Source organism: Hamadaea flava, from assembly GCF_024172085.1.
Taxonomy (GTDB): domain Bacteria; phylum Actinomycetota; class Actinomycetes; order Mycobacteriales; family Micromonosporaceae; genus Hamadaea; species Hamadaea flava.
In genome coordinates this window covers 2,777,647-2,793,265 of record NZ_JAMZDZ010000001.1, presented here as the reverse complement: position 1 = coordinate 2,793,265, position 15,619 = coordinate 2,777,647, and the positions used below count along the sequence as shown (strand labels likewise).

General features: G+C 69.1%; 16 protein-coding genes and 1 tRNA gene. 8 read left to right on the top strand and 9 right to left on the bottom strand.

The window, feature by feature from the left end:
- Window positions 1-19: 19 nt before the first annotated feature.
- On the top strand, window positions 20-769 hold the full coding sequence (locus HDA40_RS13040; RefSeq protein WP_253755389.1) for a DUF2127 domain-containing protein: 750 nt from the start codon (window positions 20-22) through the stop codon (window positions 767-769).
- A gap of 27 nt (window positions 770-796) precedes the next feature.
- Here HDA40_RS13040 and HDA40_RS13035 read toward each other — a convergent pair whose 3' ends face one another.
- The gene (locus HDA40_RS13035; RefSeq protein WP_253755387.1) at window positions 797-1,375 is read right to left on the bottom strand and encodes a TetR/AcrR family transcriptional regulator; all 579 of its coding nucleotides are present in this window, start codon (window positions 1,373-1,375) and stop codon (window positions 797-799) included.
- A gap of 92 nt (window positions 1,376-1,467) precedes the next feature.
- On the opposite strand from HDA40_RS13035, the gene HDA40_RS13030 reads away from it, so the two are divergent.
- Both HDA40_RS13030 and HDA40_RS13025 read left to right on the top strand, forming a co-directional pair.
- On the top strand, window positions 1,468-1,914 hold the full coding sequence (locus HDA40_RS13030) for an anthrone oxygenase family protein (protein ID WP_253755385.1): 447 nt from the start codon (window positions 1,468-1,470) through the stop codon (window positions 1,912-1,914).
- Window positions 1,915-1,955: 41 nt separating this feature from the next.
- Window positions 1,956-2,393 carry a DUF4267 domain-containing protein gene (locus HDA40_RS13025; RefSeq protein WP_253755383.1) on the top strand — a complete coding sequence of 146 codons (438 nt, stop codon included), beginning with the start codon at window positions 1,956-1,958 and terminating at the stop codon, window positions 2,391-2,393.
- Between the two features lie 66 nt (window positions 2,394-2,459).
- On the opposite strand, the gene HDA40_RS13020 is transcribed toward HDA40_RS13025, so the two are convergent.
- Window positions 2,460-3,281: an NAD(P)H-binding protein gene (locus HDA40_RS13020; RefSeq protein WP_253755381.1), complete on the bottom strand. Its 822-nt coding sequence runs from the start codon at window positions 3,279-3,281 to the stop codon at window positions 2,460-2,462.
- A gap of 93 nt (window positions 3,282-3,374) precedes the next feature.
- Between HDA40_RS13020 and HDA40_RS13015 the strand changes: the two genes are divergently transcribed.
- Window positions 3,375-3,914 (top strand): TetR/AcrR family transcriptional regulator, encoded by a 540-nt coding sequence (locus HDA40_RS13015; protein ID WP_253755379.1) that lies wholly within the window; start codon window positions 3,375-3,377, stop codon window positions 3,912-3,914.
- A gap of 221 nt (window positions 3,915-4,135) precedes the next feature.
- Here the strand turns inward: HDA40_RS13015 and HDA40_RS13010 are convergent, their stop codons facing one another.
- The 5 genes from HDA40_RS13010 to HDA40_RS12990 form a co-directional block, all read right to left on the bottom strand.
- The gene (locus tag HDA40_RS13010) at window positions 4,136-4,462 is read right to left on the bottom strand and encodes a hypothetical protein (protein ID WP_253755377.1); all 327 of its coding nucleotides are present in this window, start codon (window positions 4,460-4,462) and stop codon (window positions 4,136-4,138) included.
- Between the two features lie 120 nt (window positions 4,463-4,582).
- Window positions 4,583-5,395, bottom strand: a complete 813-nt coding sequence (folP, locus tag HDA40_RS13005) for a dihydropteroate synthase (RefSeq protein WP_275978876.1) — start codon at window positions 5,393-5,395, stop codon at window positions 4,583-4,585.
- 154 nt (window positions 5,396-5,549) lie between these two features.
- Window positions 5,550-5,622 (bottom strand) — tRNA-Gly (locus HDA40_RS13000).
- A 42-nt stretch (window positions 5,623-5,664) separates the two neighbouring features.
- Window positions 5,665-6,864, bottom strand: coding sequence for a GNAT family N-acetyltransferase (locus HDA40_RS12995; protein WP_253755373.1), 1,200 nt, complete (start codon window positions 6,862-6,864; stop codon window positions 5,665-5,667).
- Between the two features lie 7 nt (window positions 6,865-6,871).
- Window positions 6,872-7,348 (bottom strand): hypothetical protein, encoded by a 477-nt coding sequence (locus HDA40_RS12990; RefSeq protein WP_253755371.1) that lies wholly within the window; start codon window positions 7,346-7,348, stop codon window positions 6,872-6,874.
- Window positions 7,349-7,516: 168 nt separating this feature from the next.
- Between HDA40_RS12990 and HDA40_RS12985 the strand changes: the two genes are divergently transcribed.
- Window positions 7,517-8,077, top strand: a complete 561-nt coding sequence (locus tag HDA40_RS12985) for a dihydrofolate reductase family protein (protein WP_253755369.1) — start codon at window positions 7,517-7,519, stop codon at window positions 8,075-8,077.
- Between the two features lie 233 nt (window positions 8,078-8,310).
- On the opposite strand, the gene HDA40_RS12980 is transcribed toward HDA40_RS12985, so the two are convergent.
- Window positions 8,311-11,583, bottom strand: a complete 3,273-nt coding sequence (locus HDA40_RS12980) for a lamin tail domain-containing protein (RefSeq protein WP_372502860.1) — start codon at window positions 11,581-11,583, stop codon at window positions 8,311-8,313.
- Between the two features lie 291 nt (window positions 11,584-11,874).
- On the opposite strand from HDA40_RS12980, the gene HDA40_RS12975 reads away from it, so the two are divergent.
- Window positions 11,875-13,077 carry a S8 family peptidase gene (locus HDA40_RS12975; RefSeq protein ID WP_372502859.1) on the top strand — a complete coding sequence of 401 codons (1,203 nt, stop codon included), beginning with the start codon at window positions 11,875-11,877 and terminating at the stop codon, window positions 13,075-13,077.
- 160 nt (window positions 13,078-13,237) lie between these two features.
- Here HDA40_RS12975 and HDA40_RS12970 read toward each other — a convergent pair whose 3' ends face one another.
- Complete coding sequence (locus HDA40_RS12970; protein WP_253755367.1) at window positions 13,238-13,762, bottom strand: SixA phosphatase family protein; 525 nt, start codon at window positions 13,760-13,762, stop codon at window positions 13,238-13,240.
- A gap of 81 nt (window positions 13,763-13,843) precedes the next feature.
- Between HDA40_RS12970 and HDA40_RS12965 the strand changes: the two genes are divergently transcribed.
- Together HDA40_RS12965 and pstS are read left to right on the top strand one after the other, a co-directional pair.
- Entirely contained in the window at window positions 13,844-14,239 is a 396-nt protein-coding gene (locus tag HDA40_RS12965) for a hypothetical protein (protein WP_253755365.1), read from the top strand.
- 203 nt (window positions 14,240-14,442) lie between these two features.
- Window positions 14,443-15,543, top strand: coding sequence for a phosphate ABC transporter substrate-binding protein PstS (gene pstS / locus HDA40_RS12960; protein ID WP_253755363.1), 1,101 nt, complete (start codon window positions 14,443-14,445; stop codon window positions 15,541-15,543).
- The last annotated feature ends 76 nt before the right edge of the window (window positions 15,544-15,619 follow it).

Genomic DNA, 15,619 nt, shown 5'->3' with positions numbered 1-15,619 from the left:
GTGCGATACCTTTCGGCCCGTGGACTGGAACCTGCGATCGTGTGGTCGCCGGGGGCACGAGACGTACGCCCCGACCGAGCCTGAGCTGCGTGAACGGCTGCACGCCGAGACCCCGATCGGGCGTGCCTGGCGGTGTCTGCGCTGCGGCGATTTCGTGGTCGGCGAGCCGAAGGCCGAAGGCCCGGCGAGCGACGCTCCCATCGTGCTGCGGGGCCGGGCACTGCGCGACACCGTAATCCTGCGACTACTCGCCGTTGAACGGTTCGCCAAGGGATTGGCGGTTTTGCTGGCTGCGTACGGGGTGTTCCGGTTCCGTAGCCATCAGGACGCGGTGCAGCGCGCCTTCCACGAGGATCTGCCGCTGCTGGAACCGATCGCCCAGAAAATCAACTACAACCTCGAAGATTCGTCCATTGTGCACACTTTGCGGACGGTCATCGAGGCGCAGTCGAACTGGCTGCTCTGGATCGCCCTCGGTCTGATCCTCTACGGTGCCCTGCAACTGATCGAAGGCACCGGACTGTGGCTGCTCAAGCGATGGGGCGAATACTTCGCGGTCGTCGCGACGTCGCTGTTCATCCCGATCGAGATCTACGAACTGACCGAACGCGTGACCTGGGTGCGGATCGGGGCGCTCGTCATCAACATCGCGGCCGTCGTCTACATCCTCGTCTCCAAGCGGCTGTTCGGGCTTCGTGGGGGCAAGGCGGCGTACGAGGCTGAGCGGCACGAGACCAGCCTGCTGGAGGTCGAAGAGGCGGCCGCCTGACGGTCGCGTACCCGCCGGGCCGGTGCGTCAGGTGACGGGGAGCCGGTCCACGAGCAACTGCACCCTGCGCTCGGCGTACTCGGGTAGCAGCCGGCCCGCGCGGGTCAGGGTCGCCAGGCCGTGCAAGGACGCCCAGAACACCTCGGTGAACAACCCCGGGTCGACGCCGTCCCCGGCGACTTCGCCCAGGCTCTCCATCAGCGCCGCGAAGGCGTCCTTGAGCGGCGCAGGGGTGTCCTCCTGCGCGTACGCCAGACCGCCGTCGAGCTGGAAAAGGGCGTCGTAGACCGCCGGATTGCGCGCGGCGAAGTCGAGGTAGGCGCGGGCCAGGGCGGCGACCCGGGCGCGGGGGTCGTCCTCGGCGGAGGTCGCGGCCCGCACCGCTGCGGCCATCTCCGTAGCCCCCTCCAGGGCGACGGCGCCGATGATCTCCCGCTTGCCGCGGAAGTGGCTGTAGAGGACGGGCTGGCTGTACTCGATGCGCTCGGCGAGCCGGCGGGTGGTGACCGCGTCCCAACCCTGCTGCTCAGCGAGTTCGCGAGCGGTCGCCACGATGAGGCGCTCGCGATCCGCCTGCTCTCGCTGCTTGCGTTCCTTTACCGACATGACGGAATCCTAGCACTGCTAGACAAGCAAGCAACGACACTGCTAGCGTTGCCTCGCCTGCTAGCAATGCTAGATCTTCTGGAGGAACAGTCGTGCTCAACGCACTTGAGGTCGTCACCGTCGTGATCGTCGGACTGCTGGTGGGGGTGGAGTTCTCCGTCGCCGTCATCATGAACCGGATCCTGAACGCACTTCCCGAGGACAGTGGTCAGCTCGGCCACGCCCATGGCGGCCGGATGCTCGGCGCCGTGATGCCGTTCTGGTACATCGGCTCCGTCGTCCTCAGCACCATCTGGGCGGTCGCCGGATGGCAGCACCACGGCGCCGGACTCGTCATCACCGCCGCATGCCTGCTGGTGGTCAGCGTGGTCATGTCGATCCTGCTGCTCGTCCCGATCAACAACCGGAATAAGACGTGGACCCCCGAAAACCGGCCCGCCGACTGGAAGCAGCAGCTGCGCCAGTGGGACCGCTACCACTACGTCCGCGTCGCGGTCCTCATCGCCGCCTTCACCCTGCTGGTCGTCGCCCTCGCCTGAGACCACCGCAGCCCGACGAAGATCCCACAAGGAGAAGCGCAATGTCACTGAAGAAGATCAACACCATCCTGGCCGCCGCGTTCATCCTCTTCATCCTCTGGTTCGGGACGGAGTACATCCTGAACCCGCAGACGCCGGCGCCGGGCTACGGCCTGCCGAACTGGCCGTCCGGCGACGGCGGCGGGTTCCTGATCACCAAGGGAATCCGCGACGTCGTCCTGGCCCTGGTCCTGGGCGTCCTGCTGCTGACCGGCCACCGCCGCGCGCTGGCCTGGGTGCTGCTGGTGGAGGCGCTCGCCGCGTACGGCGACATGGTCAACGTGCTGGCCCACCACGGCTCCCTGGCCACCGCGCTCGGCGTCCACTGCCTGACCGCGACACTGATGGTGGTCACCGGCCTGTCGCTCATGCGCGAGACCCGCGCGGCCGTATCGGGAACGCCTGCCCCGCAGCTCGCTGCGGTCGGCCGGCCGAGCTGACGGATGGGGCGTCGGCCCCGCGCTCATCGCCGCCCGATGTGACCTTCGTGATCGGGCGGCGGAGACCTAGGCGGCGAGGAATTCGTCGAAGGTCCGCGGCCGCCCGCCAGTCAGATGTTGTACGCGGTCAGTCGTCGCGCTGAGGGATCCGGCCGCAACTTCGCGCCACAGGTCCACGACGTCAGCAGCGAATGGGGCGGGCAGGCCGAGCCCGGTCAGCCGCGCAGTCATCTCCGGTTCGGTCAGGTCGAGCGTGTTGACGCCGAGCTTCTTCGCGATCTCTGCCTGGGTCAGCGCCTCCGGTCCGGTCAGCACGTAGGTCTCGTTGCCGCGATGCGGGCTGATCAGGAGTTCGGCGGCGCACGCGGCGATGTCGAAGGCGTCGATGTAGGAGACCCGCCAGTCGCCGGCCAGCCCGATCAGTGCGCCGTCATCGGTGAACGTTCCGGCTCCCGTACGGAAGTTCTGCATGAAGCCGCTGGGTTGGAGCAGCGACCACGACAGAGAGGATGTCTTCAGGTGTTGTTCGATCTCCCAGTGCGCGCCCTCGGCCAGCTTCCCGCCCGGCTTGGCGCCCCACACCGAGACCTTGACGACCGTGGACACTCCAGCGTCGATCGCGGCGTCGATCGCGTTGATCTGCTGGCGCACCATCGGTTGGGGCCCGTCGGTTGGGATCGCGCCACCACCGTTGAGGAACAGCCGGTCCACTCCCTCCAGCGCGCGGGCGATCGAGGCGGGATCGTCGTAGTCGCCCGCCACGACGTCGCAGTCCAGGCTGGCGGCTTGGGGATCGCGTACGAGTGCGGTGAACTCCACGTTCAGGTTGGTGAGGCGGCGCACGAGGTGGCGGCCGATCGAGCCGGTCGCGCCGGTCACGAGGATCACGGGGTCTCCTTCGCTGGAGTTAAGTCGAGGGTCCCTCGGAATATAACCTGAGGTACCCTCGACTAAGCAACCCCCGCTGTGAGGAGGACCCCGGTGCCGCGCGCTGATGCCCAACGCAACTACGAACGGTTGCTGACGGCCGCCGAGACGGCGTTCCGTGACCACGGCGTCGACGCGCCGTTGGAGCGCATCGCACGCTCGGCAGGCGTCGCCATCGGGACGCTCTACGGTCACTTTCCGAACCGTCGAGCGCTGCTCGGCGCGCTGCTCCGGGAACGCAACGAGACACTGTTCGAGCTGGGTGATCGGTTGCTGACCTCACCCGCCGCCGACGCGTTGGAGCAGTGGATTCGGGCCGTCACCGAGCATGCCGCGGCGTACCAGGGATTGGCGGCCGAACTCGTCGGCGGGGCCGACGACTCGGCGTCCGAGTTGCATGCGAGCTGCGTACGCATGATGGAGATCGGGGAAGGGCTGGCCGCTCGGGCCCGGAAAGCTGGGGAGATCCGGGCCGACGTGGCCGGGCAGGACGTGTTCGCCCTGATGAACGCGGCGGCTTGGCTGCGGGAGGCTGGATCGGCGGCGGAGGCTGATCGGATGCTCGGCTTCGCCCTTGCCGGCATGCGCCCCTGACGCGCTGCCCCGCGCTGTGCCGCGCCCGCGCTGCGTGCCGCGCCCGCTACGCCGCCCAGCTCGCCGGTTCCGTTGATCATGGAGTTCCGGTCATGACACACCGCCGAGACCACAGTCAACGCCATGATCAACGGGGAGAGTGGCGGCGGGGCATTGGCGTTCACGGCCGCGGTGGAGGTAGCTCGCGGCCGTGAACCCGTTCCGCTGAGCGGCTTATCCCGTCAGCAGGTCACCATGCTCTGCGGGTATCCGATGCCCAAAATGGCGATCCAATCCCAGCGGTACGTGGCGTACGGAGTCAGAAGCTGGCACGACGAGTACGTCCCACCGCTGTTCTTGGTCCGGACCTTCCTGGTGATGCTGCTGCAGTTCGTGTACCAGGCCCACCCGGACTGCGCGGTCCAGTCCGCTGCCCGCGTCTCGACCTTCAGGGTGCAATAGGTGGCGGCGGCGGCCGGGCTCGCTGGGCTGATCGCGACGAGCGTTCCGAGGGCGATCGCTGCTCCTAGTACGCCGGCTCGAATCTTCTTGCGCGCGTCGAGTTTCATGTCAGCTTCCCTTCGTGGTGGACGGTCGTCCCAGCCTGCCGAAGGTCATCTCGGTTGTGAACCCAACGGATCCGCGGAGTTTGGCGCGCACCGAACTGTACGTGCAGCGCACAGCGAGGGTCAGACGTTGTGTTTGAGGTAGGCGGGTTCGCGCCACCCCAGGATCGCTTCCGTCATCCGGGCGGCGTCCACGGCGGCGCGGACGTTGTGCATACGCACGATCCGGGCGCCGAGCAGGATGCTGACGACTTCGGCGGCCAGTGACCCTTCCAGCCGGGCTCCTTGCGGCCGGTCCAGCGTCTCCCCGACGAAGTCCTTGTTGGACACGGCGGCCAGCATCGGGTAGCCGACCGCGGCGATCTCGTCGAGCCGCCGGGTCAGTTCCAGGGTGTGCCGGGTGTTCTTGTTCAGGTCGTGGCCGGGGTCGATGATGATCTGCTCCGGGCGTACGCCCCGGGACAGGGCGATGTCGACGCGGTCCCGCAGGAACGCCGCGATGTCCCGGGCGACGTCGGCGTAGGACGGCCGGGGGAAGTGCGTACGCGGTTTGGCCAGGCTGTGCGTGATGATCAGTTGCGCTTGCGGGTTGGCCGCGACCAGGTCGGCCAGTGCCGGATCGTGTAGTCCGGTCGTGTCGTTCACGACGTGCGCGCCGGCGGCCAGGGCGGCGGCGGCGACTTCCACCCGGAACGTGTCGACCGAGATGACCGTTCCCGGGTGCGTACGCGCGGCGGAGAGCACGACCGGCAGCACCCGCTCGGCTTCCTCGGCCGCGGTGACCTCGGGGCCGTCGGGGGAGAACTTCACCCCGCCGATGTCGACCCAGTCGGCTCCTTCCAGGATCGCCTGGTCGACCGCCTCGACCGCGCGTTCCAGGGCGAACGTCGCGCCCTTGTCGTAGAACGAGTCGGGGGTGCGGTTCACCACCGCCATGACGGCGACCTGCCGGTCGAAGTCGAAGGTACGCCCGGCGATGACCCGGCGGGGTTCAATGAGCTCCGGCAGAAAGATCGTCACGACAAGCGACGTTACCAGCGCGGAAAGTACTGAAGCCCACCCCCAGGGTGGGCTTCAGGAGAAGAGCGAGAGCGGACGACGAGATTCGAACTCGCGACCCTCACCTTGGCAAGGTGATGCGCTACCAGCTGCGCTACGTCCGCCTGCCGGCTCACGCCGACGTCGCTCACTATACACAGCCGCGCTCAGAAGTAGTCGAGCAGGGTCGGCGCCGGTCCCGCCGTCGCCGCCTGCAAGAACGCGTCCGTCCGAGCGTCTCCGCCGCTCAGCAGGCCGGCTCGGCGCAGCGCGTCGGGCGCGGCGGCACCGGCGTACCAGACGCCGAGGGCACGCGGCCCGACGCGGACCGCCCCGGTGCCGCCGGGCTCCAGCCGCGCCTGGCCGCCGTCGAGGACCAGCCGGTACCGTCCGGCGTTCCACGGGCACTCAGCGTCGATCAGCTCCAGGTCCACGCTGCCGCTCACGAACTCCGGCCAGCCGCGCGCCTCGACCGCGCGCGCCGCGTCGACCACCCTCAACATCCACGGCTGTCGCTTCTCGACTTTCGCCAGCGGGCTCGCGAGGAAGAACCACAAGGGATCCGGGTACGCCAGCCGCAAGACCGTCGTCGGCGCGACACTGGACCACCCGCCGAACATCGCCAGCAGGGCGCTGGTCGCCTCCGCGGTCGCGGCGATCACGTCGTACGCGGTGATCCGGCCACGTTCGTCGTAGCCCGAACCACGTTCCCAGCTCGCGTACCCGTCGATCGAACCAGAAGGGCCGACGGCGACTGTGAGGCCGTCGAAGTCCTGGATGAGTTCTTCGGGGGTGGTGTCGAACAGCGGGCCGTACCGGTTCATGAGGCCGGTGCCGGTGCGGGCGACGCGGTCGTAGGCCGAGTAGATGCCGGGGACGTCGGCGACGGTCGCGGGTCGTAGCGTGAGCCCGGAGTCGCGCACGGTCGCGAGCGACGCGGTGGGCAGCGAGTACGACGTGAGCGCGCCGACCTCTTCCCAGCCGAGGCGGCGGTAGGGGAATGGCGTCGTGGGGAAGAGGGTGCTGATCGCCGCGCCGCGATCGCGGGCTCCGGCGAGCAATCGGGTCAGGACCGCCCGGCTCAGCCCGGTCCGGCGCGCCTCGGCGGCGACGGCCACCCCGGCGACTCCGGAGGTCGGCACGATCTTTCCGCCGAACCATTGTCCCTGGTCACGGTCGACGGCCTTGGCCAGCAGCCGGCCGGAGTGGTCGAACGCGCCCCAGGTGACGCGGCCGGGTTGGTCGGCGAATTCGGTCGGCATGGGCCGGTCGTGATAGCCGAAGGCGAGGCTGCCAAGTCGCCAGGCAGCCTCGGCGTCGGTCTCGGTCAGCTCCCGGAGGTCGATTTCGGCATGATCATGAGCCACCCCGTCATTATCCGGCGGCCTTGCCGGTGACGGTGATCGCCCCGACTATCCACCCCGCGAACAGCCCGTACGCAGATCCGGCCGCCGCCAGCTGCAACGCGGTGAGCAGCGATGGGTCGGCCAGGATGAACGCGGTGATGAACGCGGCGAGCGCGGCTGCGAAGATCACGGCCGCCCAACCCAGGATGAAGGCGGACACCCCACTGGCCGTTTTCGCACCGACCGCCAGGATGACCGCGACGAACAGGATGAGGAGGAGTGCTCGCAGGTCGTCCGCGAGCAGCCGCCGCATCGAACCGGCGGATCCGTCGACCGGGCCGAAAGCCCAACGTGGCCAGGTCAGGACCCGCATGAACCAACCGAAAGCCTCGTCGGGCTGGGTGTGTTTGTTCACCCATTCGACGATCGGCTGGCTACCGAACAGCAGGACGAGCAGAGCGGTGCCGATCGTTCCGGCGCCGGCGACGGTTCTCGTGCGTGCCATGTTCACTATGGTAAGGAACCAATGTGACAGATGTCGATACATGATCATGCTACGGAGATCGCCCGAACGAGTTCGGTTTCGTGAGAACCTGCTGGGGTGGAACAACTCTTCCCTGTTCGTGGCCCTGCTGATCTCTCCTCTCTGTACGCACAATCACCAGGCGTACGGGTGAACTTCATCGCGTCCGCCGACGGGTCCGCCGTCCTCGACGGGCGCTCCGGCGGGCTGGGCAACGCCAACGATCAAGCCCTGATGGGCGTCCTGCGCAAGGCGTCCGATGTCGTGCTCGTCGGGGCAGGCACCGTACGCACAGAGGGATACGACCTGGTCCAGCCGCGGATGGCGATCGTGACACGGCGGCTCGACCTCGACCCGGACACGTTCGGCGACGCGATCATCGTGACGGTCGCCGCCGCACCCGGCCGGGAGCGATTCCGCGACGTGATCCTCGCCGGAGACACCGAGGTCGACGTGCCGACGATGCTCGCCGGGCTGACCGAACGCGGTTTGACCAGGGTGCTGTGCGAAGGCGGCCCGTCGCTGGTCGGGACGCTGGAGGCGGCCGGTGCGGTGGACGAACTGTGCCTGACGATCAGCCCGGTCCTGGCCGGACCCGGCGGTACGCGCATCACCGCCGGGCCGCCGTCGCCCCCGCAACGGATGGAGCTGGCGCACCTGCTGACCGACGGCGAACTCTTGTTCACCCGCTACACCCGCGCCGCCCGCTGACGGCCGCGGCCCGCTGGCGCGACGCCCGCCCGCACGGCCAGCTGACGCCGCCCGCGCCCGCGCCGCCCGCCCGGCTGCGCCGCCCGCGCCCGCGCCGGCGCTGCCCGTTAGCTGCAGATCACGGTTACGCAGGCCAAATCCGGCCGCGGAAGCATGCATAACCGTGATCTGCACCTAACGAAGCGGGCGGCGCTCCGCGAAAGCGAAGCGCCGCCCGGTGGTGCGAAGGCGAATCAGTCGTCGTCGAGGATGGTGCCGACGGCGACCGAGTCGGTGTAGACGACCGAGGGCAGCCCGGTCACGAACAGCCCGAGTTTTTCGGTGCCTTCCTTGCGCTTGTCCGCCACGACCGGCACGGTCACCGTCCACGTCGTCTGGCCGGCGGCCACGACGGCGCAGGTCAGCACCGGGTCGAAGTCGTTCGACGGGGACGCCGTGATCCCGTACGCGACGGCGCACAGCGGCAGCGGCTGCGACAGCGGCCGGCTGAGCTTGACGGTGAACGTCAGCGGCGTACGCGTCGACCCGGTTCCGGTGCCTTCGGTGACCGTGACGTCGGCGACGGTGAGCCGCGCCCGCGACGCGAACAGCGCCACCTGCGGGTCGTGGTCGCTGACGCCGTGCGCGCCGTCGCCGTCGTAGTCGGCCGGGTAGCCGGCGTTGACGTGGGCGGCCCGCATCTGGATCAGGTCGTCGTAGAGCGGGCCGGTGACCCAGAGGTGGTCCAGCGTCTGCGCCTGGCCTTCGTACTCGTAGGAGTACGCCGACGCGGGTACGTCCGCCGCCAGCACCTCCCACAGGTTGTAGAGCCCGCCGTCGTAGAGCGCCTTGAGCTGGTCCGACGGGGTGTCGGAGTCCGAGGTCGCGATCGGGTCGTCCGGGCGTGGGAAGACGTTCAGGTCGCCGCCGTAGACGACCCGGGCGGCCGGGTCGGTCGCCTGGATGGCCTTGACGATCGCCGCCCCGTACGCCGCCTGCTCGGACCGCTGCCCGACCCGGGCGTCCGGGGTGGACGAGAAGTGGTTGCTGACCGCCCACAACGTCAGACCCTCAGCAGACCCCGGCCGGGCGGCGACGGTGAACCGGGCCACCTGCGGCGCCCGGGTGTAGACGTTCGAGCCGTCCACCCCGGTCGACGTGTCCACGTCCGAGGGCAGTTGAGCGTTGAGCGCCTTCGGGTTCGAGACATCCGTGTTGTACGACAGGTCGGCGCTGCGGTACACCACACCCGGCGTGGCGGTGAGCACCGACGCCGGAGCGGCCAGCGACAGCCGGTCGGTCCGGTAGAGGAACGCGGAGGTGATCCCGCGAGCGTCGGCCCCGTCCCGGTCGAAAGCCGTGTCGTAGACCGGGCCACCGGCTGTGGCGATCGCCAGGGCGAGGTCCTGCAGCGTGTCCGGCTTGCCGTCGGCGTTGTTCGTGTCGCCGCACACCAGCGCGCCATTGGCGACCGTGCAGATGTCCTGGTCCTCGGCCTCCTGCACGAGCAGCAGATCGGGAGAGTGCAGGTTGGCGGTGATCTGCGTGGCCAGCCCGCTCAGATGCGCCCGGTACTCCGACTCCGACGCGGGGACGTAGTCGAACGGCGGGCTGACCCCGGGGCAGCCGGAGTTGCCGGTGAAGTCACAGCCGTCGAACGGGTCGTCCCGGTAGTCGTAGAGGTTCTCGACGTTGAAGGTGGCGACCGCGAACTCCTCGTTCCGGTCGGCCGCCCGCGGCGCGGCCAGGCCCGCCGGGTCGGGACCGTCGGTGAACGCGATGGCGTCGGGCTGGATGGAGTACTTCTCGAAGTTGTACATCAGCCCGCCGACCGCGTCGGACTCGACGAGGTCGAAGTCGCTGGCCGGGGGCACCAGCGTGGTGTTGTCGTGGGCGCTGGCCTTCACGCCGAGGCTGCCGACGAGGATCCGGTTGCCGTTGCCGTCGTCGAAGAAGTGCAGCGGGTCGTTGTCCATCGGGTGCGGGTCACGGTAGACCCGGCGGGTGTACGGGTCGGCCCGCGACATCAGCGGATCGTCCCGGTCGATCAGCCAGACCTCGGAGTCCAAGGTGGACCGGAAGACGTCGCGTGCCCCGGTGACGGCGCTCCCCGCGCGTACCCTCATCTGCTCGCTCTCGTGCCGCTCCCAGAAGCGGTCCGCGGCGGCCGAGTCGGCGGGGGGCTTGGCGTCGGTGACCGCGACCTGGTCGCGGACGTCGACCCCGGAGACGAGCTTGCTGACCAGCGAGGCCGAGGTGAGCTGGGTCATGAAGAAGTATTCCGAGACGCGCGCGCGGATCACGACCTCGTCGCCCACGACCGGCACGTAGCCGCCGATGAGCGAGGTGAACGAGCCCATGAACACGAAGACGCCGTCCGAGCTGGTCGGGTCGCCGTCGGTGTCGGTCTTGCGGGACTGGAGGAAGAAGCCGTTCTGGTCGGCGCCGGCCGAGGTCCGCGCGAGGGTGCGCTGGGTGATCACGCCGCGGATGTCGTAGAGCGTCGAGCTCGTGCCGTTTCCGCTGGCCGGGGCGAAGGGCGAGCGGTCGGTGCGCGGGTTATCCGCGTCGCCGGTCGAGCCCTGGATCTCGCCCACGGTGTACACCTTGGTCACCGTGACGGTGAACGTGCAGGTCGCGGCGGACCCGCTCGCGTCGGTCGAGGTCACGGTCACTGCGTAAGAGCCCGCAGGCACGTCGCTGGTCACGGTGATCGTGGCGCTGGCGGTCCCGCCGACCTCACTGGCCGCGGTCAGACTGGTACGCGAGACGCTGCCGGCGGACGGCGTGGGGTTCACCGCGACCGCGAGGTCGGTGATCTGGTCGTCGGCGTCCACGGCGGTGACGACACGTTCGCCGCCCTGGCCCTGGCTGACGGTCAGCGTCCCGCCGCAGGACAGCGCCGCGGGCTGGTCTCCGCTGCCGTCCACGGCGTGCGCGCCGAGCCCGTCGAAGGTGTCCGTGGCGTAGCCGGTCCACTGGGCGGCCGGGTCGAACGCGTCGGTGGGGTCGAGGTCCCCGGCGATCACGGTCGCGTTGCGCCGCAGCGTGTTGTCGGCGGTGCTGGTCAGGCCGCTGCCCCACTCGGTGCCGGGGTCGACCCCGGTCTGGCCGATCGAGTCCAGCACGGTCGTGCCCTTGCGCAGCACGATGGCGTCGTCGCCGTTGTAGAGCGACGCCGTGGTGGTCTGATCGGCGACCGCGAGGATCGTCGCCGACGCGGAGGCGGCGGCCAGCACGAACACGTCGCCGTCGGCCACCGTGCCGGTCAGGTTGATCGTCGCGCCGGCGGTGGTCGCGCCGTTGAAGAAGATCTGCACGCTGTACGCGCCGGCGGCCAGGTCGATGGCCGAGCCGGTGCCGTTGAAGAACTCCAGGGCCTTGTTGTTCGAACTGCCCTCGACGTACTCCGAGATGAACAGGTCGGTGGGGGTCGCCGCCTGAGCCGGGGCCGGGATCATGGCCAGGCTCACGGCCACGGCGAGTCCGGCCGCGGCGCGGCTGATCAGGGCGCGTCTTGTGCGCACGTGGGGTCCTCCAGTGGACGCGGGGGTTACTCCCAGAATTTAAGGGCGTACGGGCCGTGAGTCCAGTGGGGAGCAGTCGACGCATGCCTTTCCAGTAGATGAATCCGAACTCGGAATCGCCTCCTTTCGCCCTGGTCACAATGTGGATAATTCCTTTGAGACATATAACTTTTTAGATATAGACAGCGACTCGCGTGAGGGATTAATCTCCCGCAATCACCTAAGGCGTTCGGACGGTACCGGGTCACCACCCGGCCGGTTCCGCGCGCCATCCGGAGGAGGAGACAGTCCGTGAACAAGGTCCTCGCACAACTCCGCCGCGGCGTAGTGCCGCTGGCCGCGGTCGCCGTCACGGCCGTGGTGACGTTCGCCGGAACCACCAACGCCGCCGCCGCGCCCAGCGGCCAGATCCGGTACGCCGGCAGCCCCACCGCCGTCCCCGGCAGCTACCTGGTCGTCTTCAAGGACGGCTCGGTCTCCACCACGGCCGTCTCGGCCAACGCCTCCCGGTTGACCGGCCGGTTCGGCGGCTCATCCGTGCGTACCTGGAACTCGGCCGTGCGCGGCTACGAGTTCGCCGGGTCGGCCACCGCCGCCGCCCGCATCGCGGCCGATCCCGCGGTCGCCTATGTTGAGCAGAACCAGTACTTCACCGCGAGCGCCACCCAGACCGGCGCGACCTGGGGCATCGACCGCATCGACCAGCGGGCGCTGCCGTTGAGCACCACCTACACCTACTCGACCACGGCATCCAATGTGCACGCGTACGTGATCGACACCGGCATCCTCACCACCCACTCGCAGTTCGGCGGCCGGGCCAGCAGCGGCTACGACTTCGTCGACAACGACAGCAACGCCACCGACTGCAACGGCCACGGTACGCACGTCGCCGGCACCATCGGCGGCAGCACCTACGGCGTCGCCAAGGGCGTCCTGCTGGTCGGCGTACGCGTGCTCAACTGTTCCGGCAGCGGCACCACCGCGGGCGTCGTCTCCGGCATCAACTGGGTGACGTCCAACGCGATCAAGCCGGCCGTGGCCAACATGAGCCTCGGCGGCGGCGCCAGCACCACGCTGGACAACGCGGTCGCCGCCTCGATCACCTCCGGCGTCACGTACGCCATCGCGGCGGGCAACAACGGCCTCAACGCCTGCAACTACAGCCCGGCCCGGGTCGGCACGGCGATCACGGTCGGCGCGACGAGCAGCACCGACGCCAAGGCGTCCTGGTCCAACTACGGCTCCTGCCTGGACATCTTCGCCCCCGGCGTGAGCATCACCTCGTCGTGGTACTCCAGCACCACCGCCACGAACACGATCAGCGGCACCTCGATGGCGACCCCGCACGTCGCCGGAGCGGCCGCCCTGATCCTGGCCGACAACACGGCGTACACCCCGGCCCAGGTGGCCGCGGCCCTCATCGCCAATGCCACGACCGGCGTCGTGACCAGCGCTGGCACCAACTCCCCGAACCGTCTGCTCTTCGTCTCCTGACCCCACCCCCTCCCCGAGGTTGGGGGGTACGCGGTGAACATTCCTGGGGTACGCCGCGTATCCGGACCGGGCGCCCTCGCTAGTGCGCGAGCGGGGCGCTCGGTCCCTCGCGTGCGTTCGCTGCCCCGCTCGCTCGGCGCGGCTCGCTGCGACGCTCGGGCTAGTCGGCGCGAGCGGTGTGGGTGGCTCGCAGGGGAGCCACCGTTCCGGCGTGCCACTCGTCGGGCAGTTCGTGCACCGCGATCCCGCTGGTCCGCAGCCCGTCGGAGTCCGCCTGCCCGGCCTGGTCCAGCGCGGCCGACAGCTGGGAGATCGTCGGGTTGTGCCCGATGAGAAGAATGGTGTGCGACTTGCCGGCCGACGCTTCGGCCGCCGATTCCTTGGCGGCCGCCGCGATCAGGTCGAGTGCTTCGGCGAGTTCACCGTCGTACAGTTCCCGCTCGTACTGCACCTTCGGCGAGCCCGCGCCGCCGAGCGCGATCGCCACGGAGTGCCAGGTCTGCCTCGTCCGCCGGGCTGGTGAGCAGAGCACCAGGTCAGGAACGTGTCCGCTGGCCAGCAGCCAGGCTCCGGCCGCGGCGGCGTCGGCGTGACCTCGATCGGTCAGGGGCCGGTCGGTGTCGGCGATCCCGCTGGGGCGATCGGCCTTGGCATGGCGCAGGAGCACGAGCGTGCGGGCGGTCATGCCGCCAGCTTGCCCCAGCCGAACGGGGTACGCATCCGGAAAACGCCAAAACGACGGCCTTGTCGCGAGAAGATGACCGGTGTGGGGGATCGCACGCTCGCCGTGGTGGTCAAGATCGATCGGATCGAGCCCTGGCTCGACGACGCCTTTCTGGATCTGACCACCCTTTGTGACCTGGGTACGGAGTTGGCGGTGACCGGTAATCGAGCCGGTTACCTGGGTTCTCGGCGGCTGCGTTTTCCGGTCCGCTTCCTCTTTCATCAGGTCAGCGACTGGGAGGTCGACGACCCTGACGGCGTACGGGCGATGCTGGTCGACGACCTGCGCTTCGACCCCGCCCTCGGGGGCATCGTGCTGACCGGGCCGCTGCCGGGACGGCTTTACGTGCGTACGCCGTGCCGTCAGGTCACCGTGCAGACCTCGGCTTCGCCGCTGCGACCGCCGTCCTGGCGATGCGTGACACCGCGGCACTTCTAGCCCCAGCGATGAACAAAACGGACTAATTTCCGCTGGTCATGTCACCTTCGGCCGTTCACCTGTTCACCCTTCGTTCACTCAGCTCGGGGTGAGCGGCTACCTGCCGCGCTTACGTTGACCGCAGTCGGAAATCAAGCGATCCGGCCGGTCCCCGCCACACCTCGGCGGGCGTGCGGCCGGCAACCCCCTCGAAAGGGACAGACGTGAAGCTCAAGCGGCACGGCATCCTCGCCGGTGTCATGCTGACCGCGACGCTCGCGCTTGCGGCGTGTGGCACTGACAACAACTCGGGTACGCCGAGCAACTCTTCTTCTTCGGCCGCCTCCGGCGACTGCGCCACGGGCAAGCTCACCGCCCAGGGTTCCTCCGCGCAGAAGAACGCCATGGAGCAGTGGGTCAAGGACTTCCAGGCCAAGTGCTCCGGCGCGACCGTCGACTACCAGGGCACCAGCTCCGGCGCGGGCGTCACCGCCTTCACCGGTGGCCTGGCCGACTTCGCGGGCAGCGACTCGGCGCTCAAGGACGACGAGCAGCCCAAGGCCGACGCGCGCTGCGCGACCGGCAAGGCGATCCACCTGCCGCTGGTGATCGGCCCGATCGCGATCGTCACCAACGTCCAGGGCGTGAGCGACCTCCAGCTGAGCCCGGCCACCCTGGCGGGCATCTTCGCCGGCAAGATCACCACCTGGAACGCGGCGGAGATCAAGGCGGACAACCCGTCGGCGACCCTGCCGGCCACCAAGATCCTGGCGATCCACCGCAACGAGTCGTCGGGCACCACCGACAACTTCACCAAGTACCTCTCGAAGTCCGCCGCCGACGCGTGGACCTACTCCAACGCCAAGGAGTGGAAGGCCCCGGGCGGCCAGGGCGAGAAGGGCAGCGACGGCGTCAGCGCCGCCGTGAAGAAGACCGACGGCGCCATCGGCTACGTCGAGTGGTCGTTCGCCGAGGCCAACGGCCTGAACAAGGCGAAGATCAAGAACGCCGCCGGTGAGTACACCGCGCTGACCAGCGAGTCGGCCGGTAAGACCATCGCCGGAGCCGAGGTCAAGGGCACCGGCAACGACCTCAAGCTGTCGATCGACTACAACACCAAGGCCGCGGGCGCGTACCCGATCGTCCTGGTGACCTACGAGATCGTCTGCGAGAAGGGCACCGCCGCCGACAAGGTCGCGCTGCTGAAGTCCTTCCTCAAGTACGCCGCCGGCGACGGCCAGACCAAGCTCACCCAGCTGGGCTACGCGGCCCTGCCGACCGAGGTCCAGACCAAGGTTCAGGCCTCGATCGCCGCACTGAGCTGACGCACCACCGCACCGCCGCCCGGCGGGAGGTCTCCTCACACCTCCCGCCGGGCACACCGCGTAGCACGACCGCCCA

Coding starts and splice junctions, on each gene's coding strand:
- HDA40_RS13035 (WP_253755387.1), bottom strand. CDS start 1,375: ATGTCGGTAAAGGAACGCAAGCAGCGAGAGCAGGCGGATCGCGAGCGC.
- HDA40_RS13025 (WP_253755383.1), top strand. CDS start 1,956: ATGTCACTGAAGAAGATCAACACCATCCTGGCCGCCGCGTTCATCCTC.
- HDA40_RS13010 (WP_253755377.1), bottom strand. CDS start 4,462: ATGAAACTCGACGCGCGCAAGAAGATTCGAGCCGGCGTACTAGGAGCA.
- folP (WP_275978876.1), bottom strand. CDS start 5,395: ATGGCGGTGGTGAACCGCACCCCCGACTCGTTCTACGACAAGGGCGCG.
- HDA40_RS12990 (WP_253755371.1), bottom strand. CDS start 7,348: ATGGCACGCACGAGAACCGTCGCCGGCGCCGGAACGATCGGCACCGCT.
- HDA40_RS12970 (WP_253755367.1), bottom strand. CDS start 13,762: ATGACCGCCCGCACGCTCGTGCTCCTGCGCCATGCCAAGGCCGATCGC.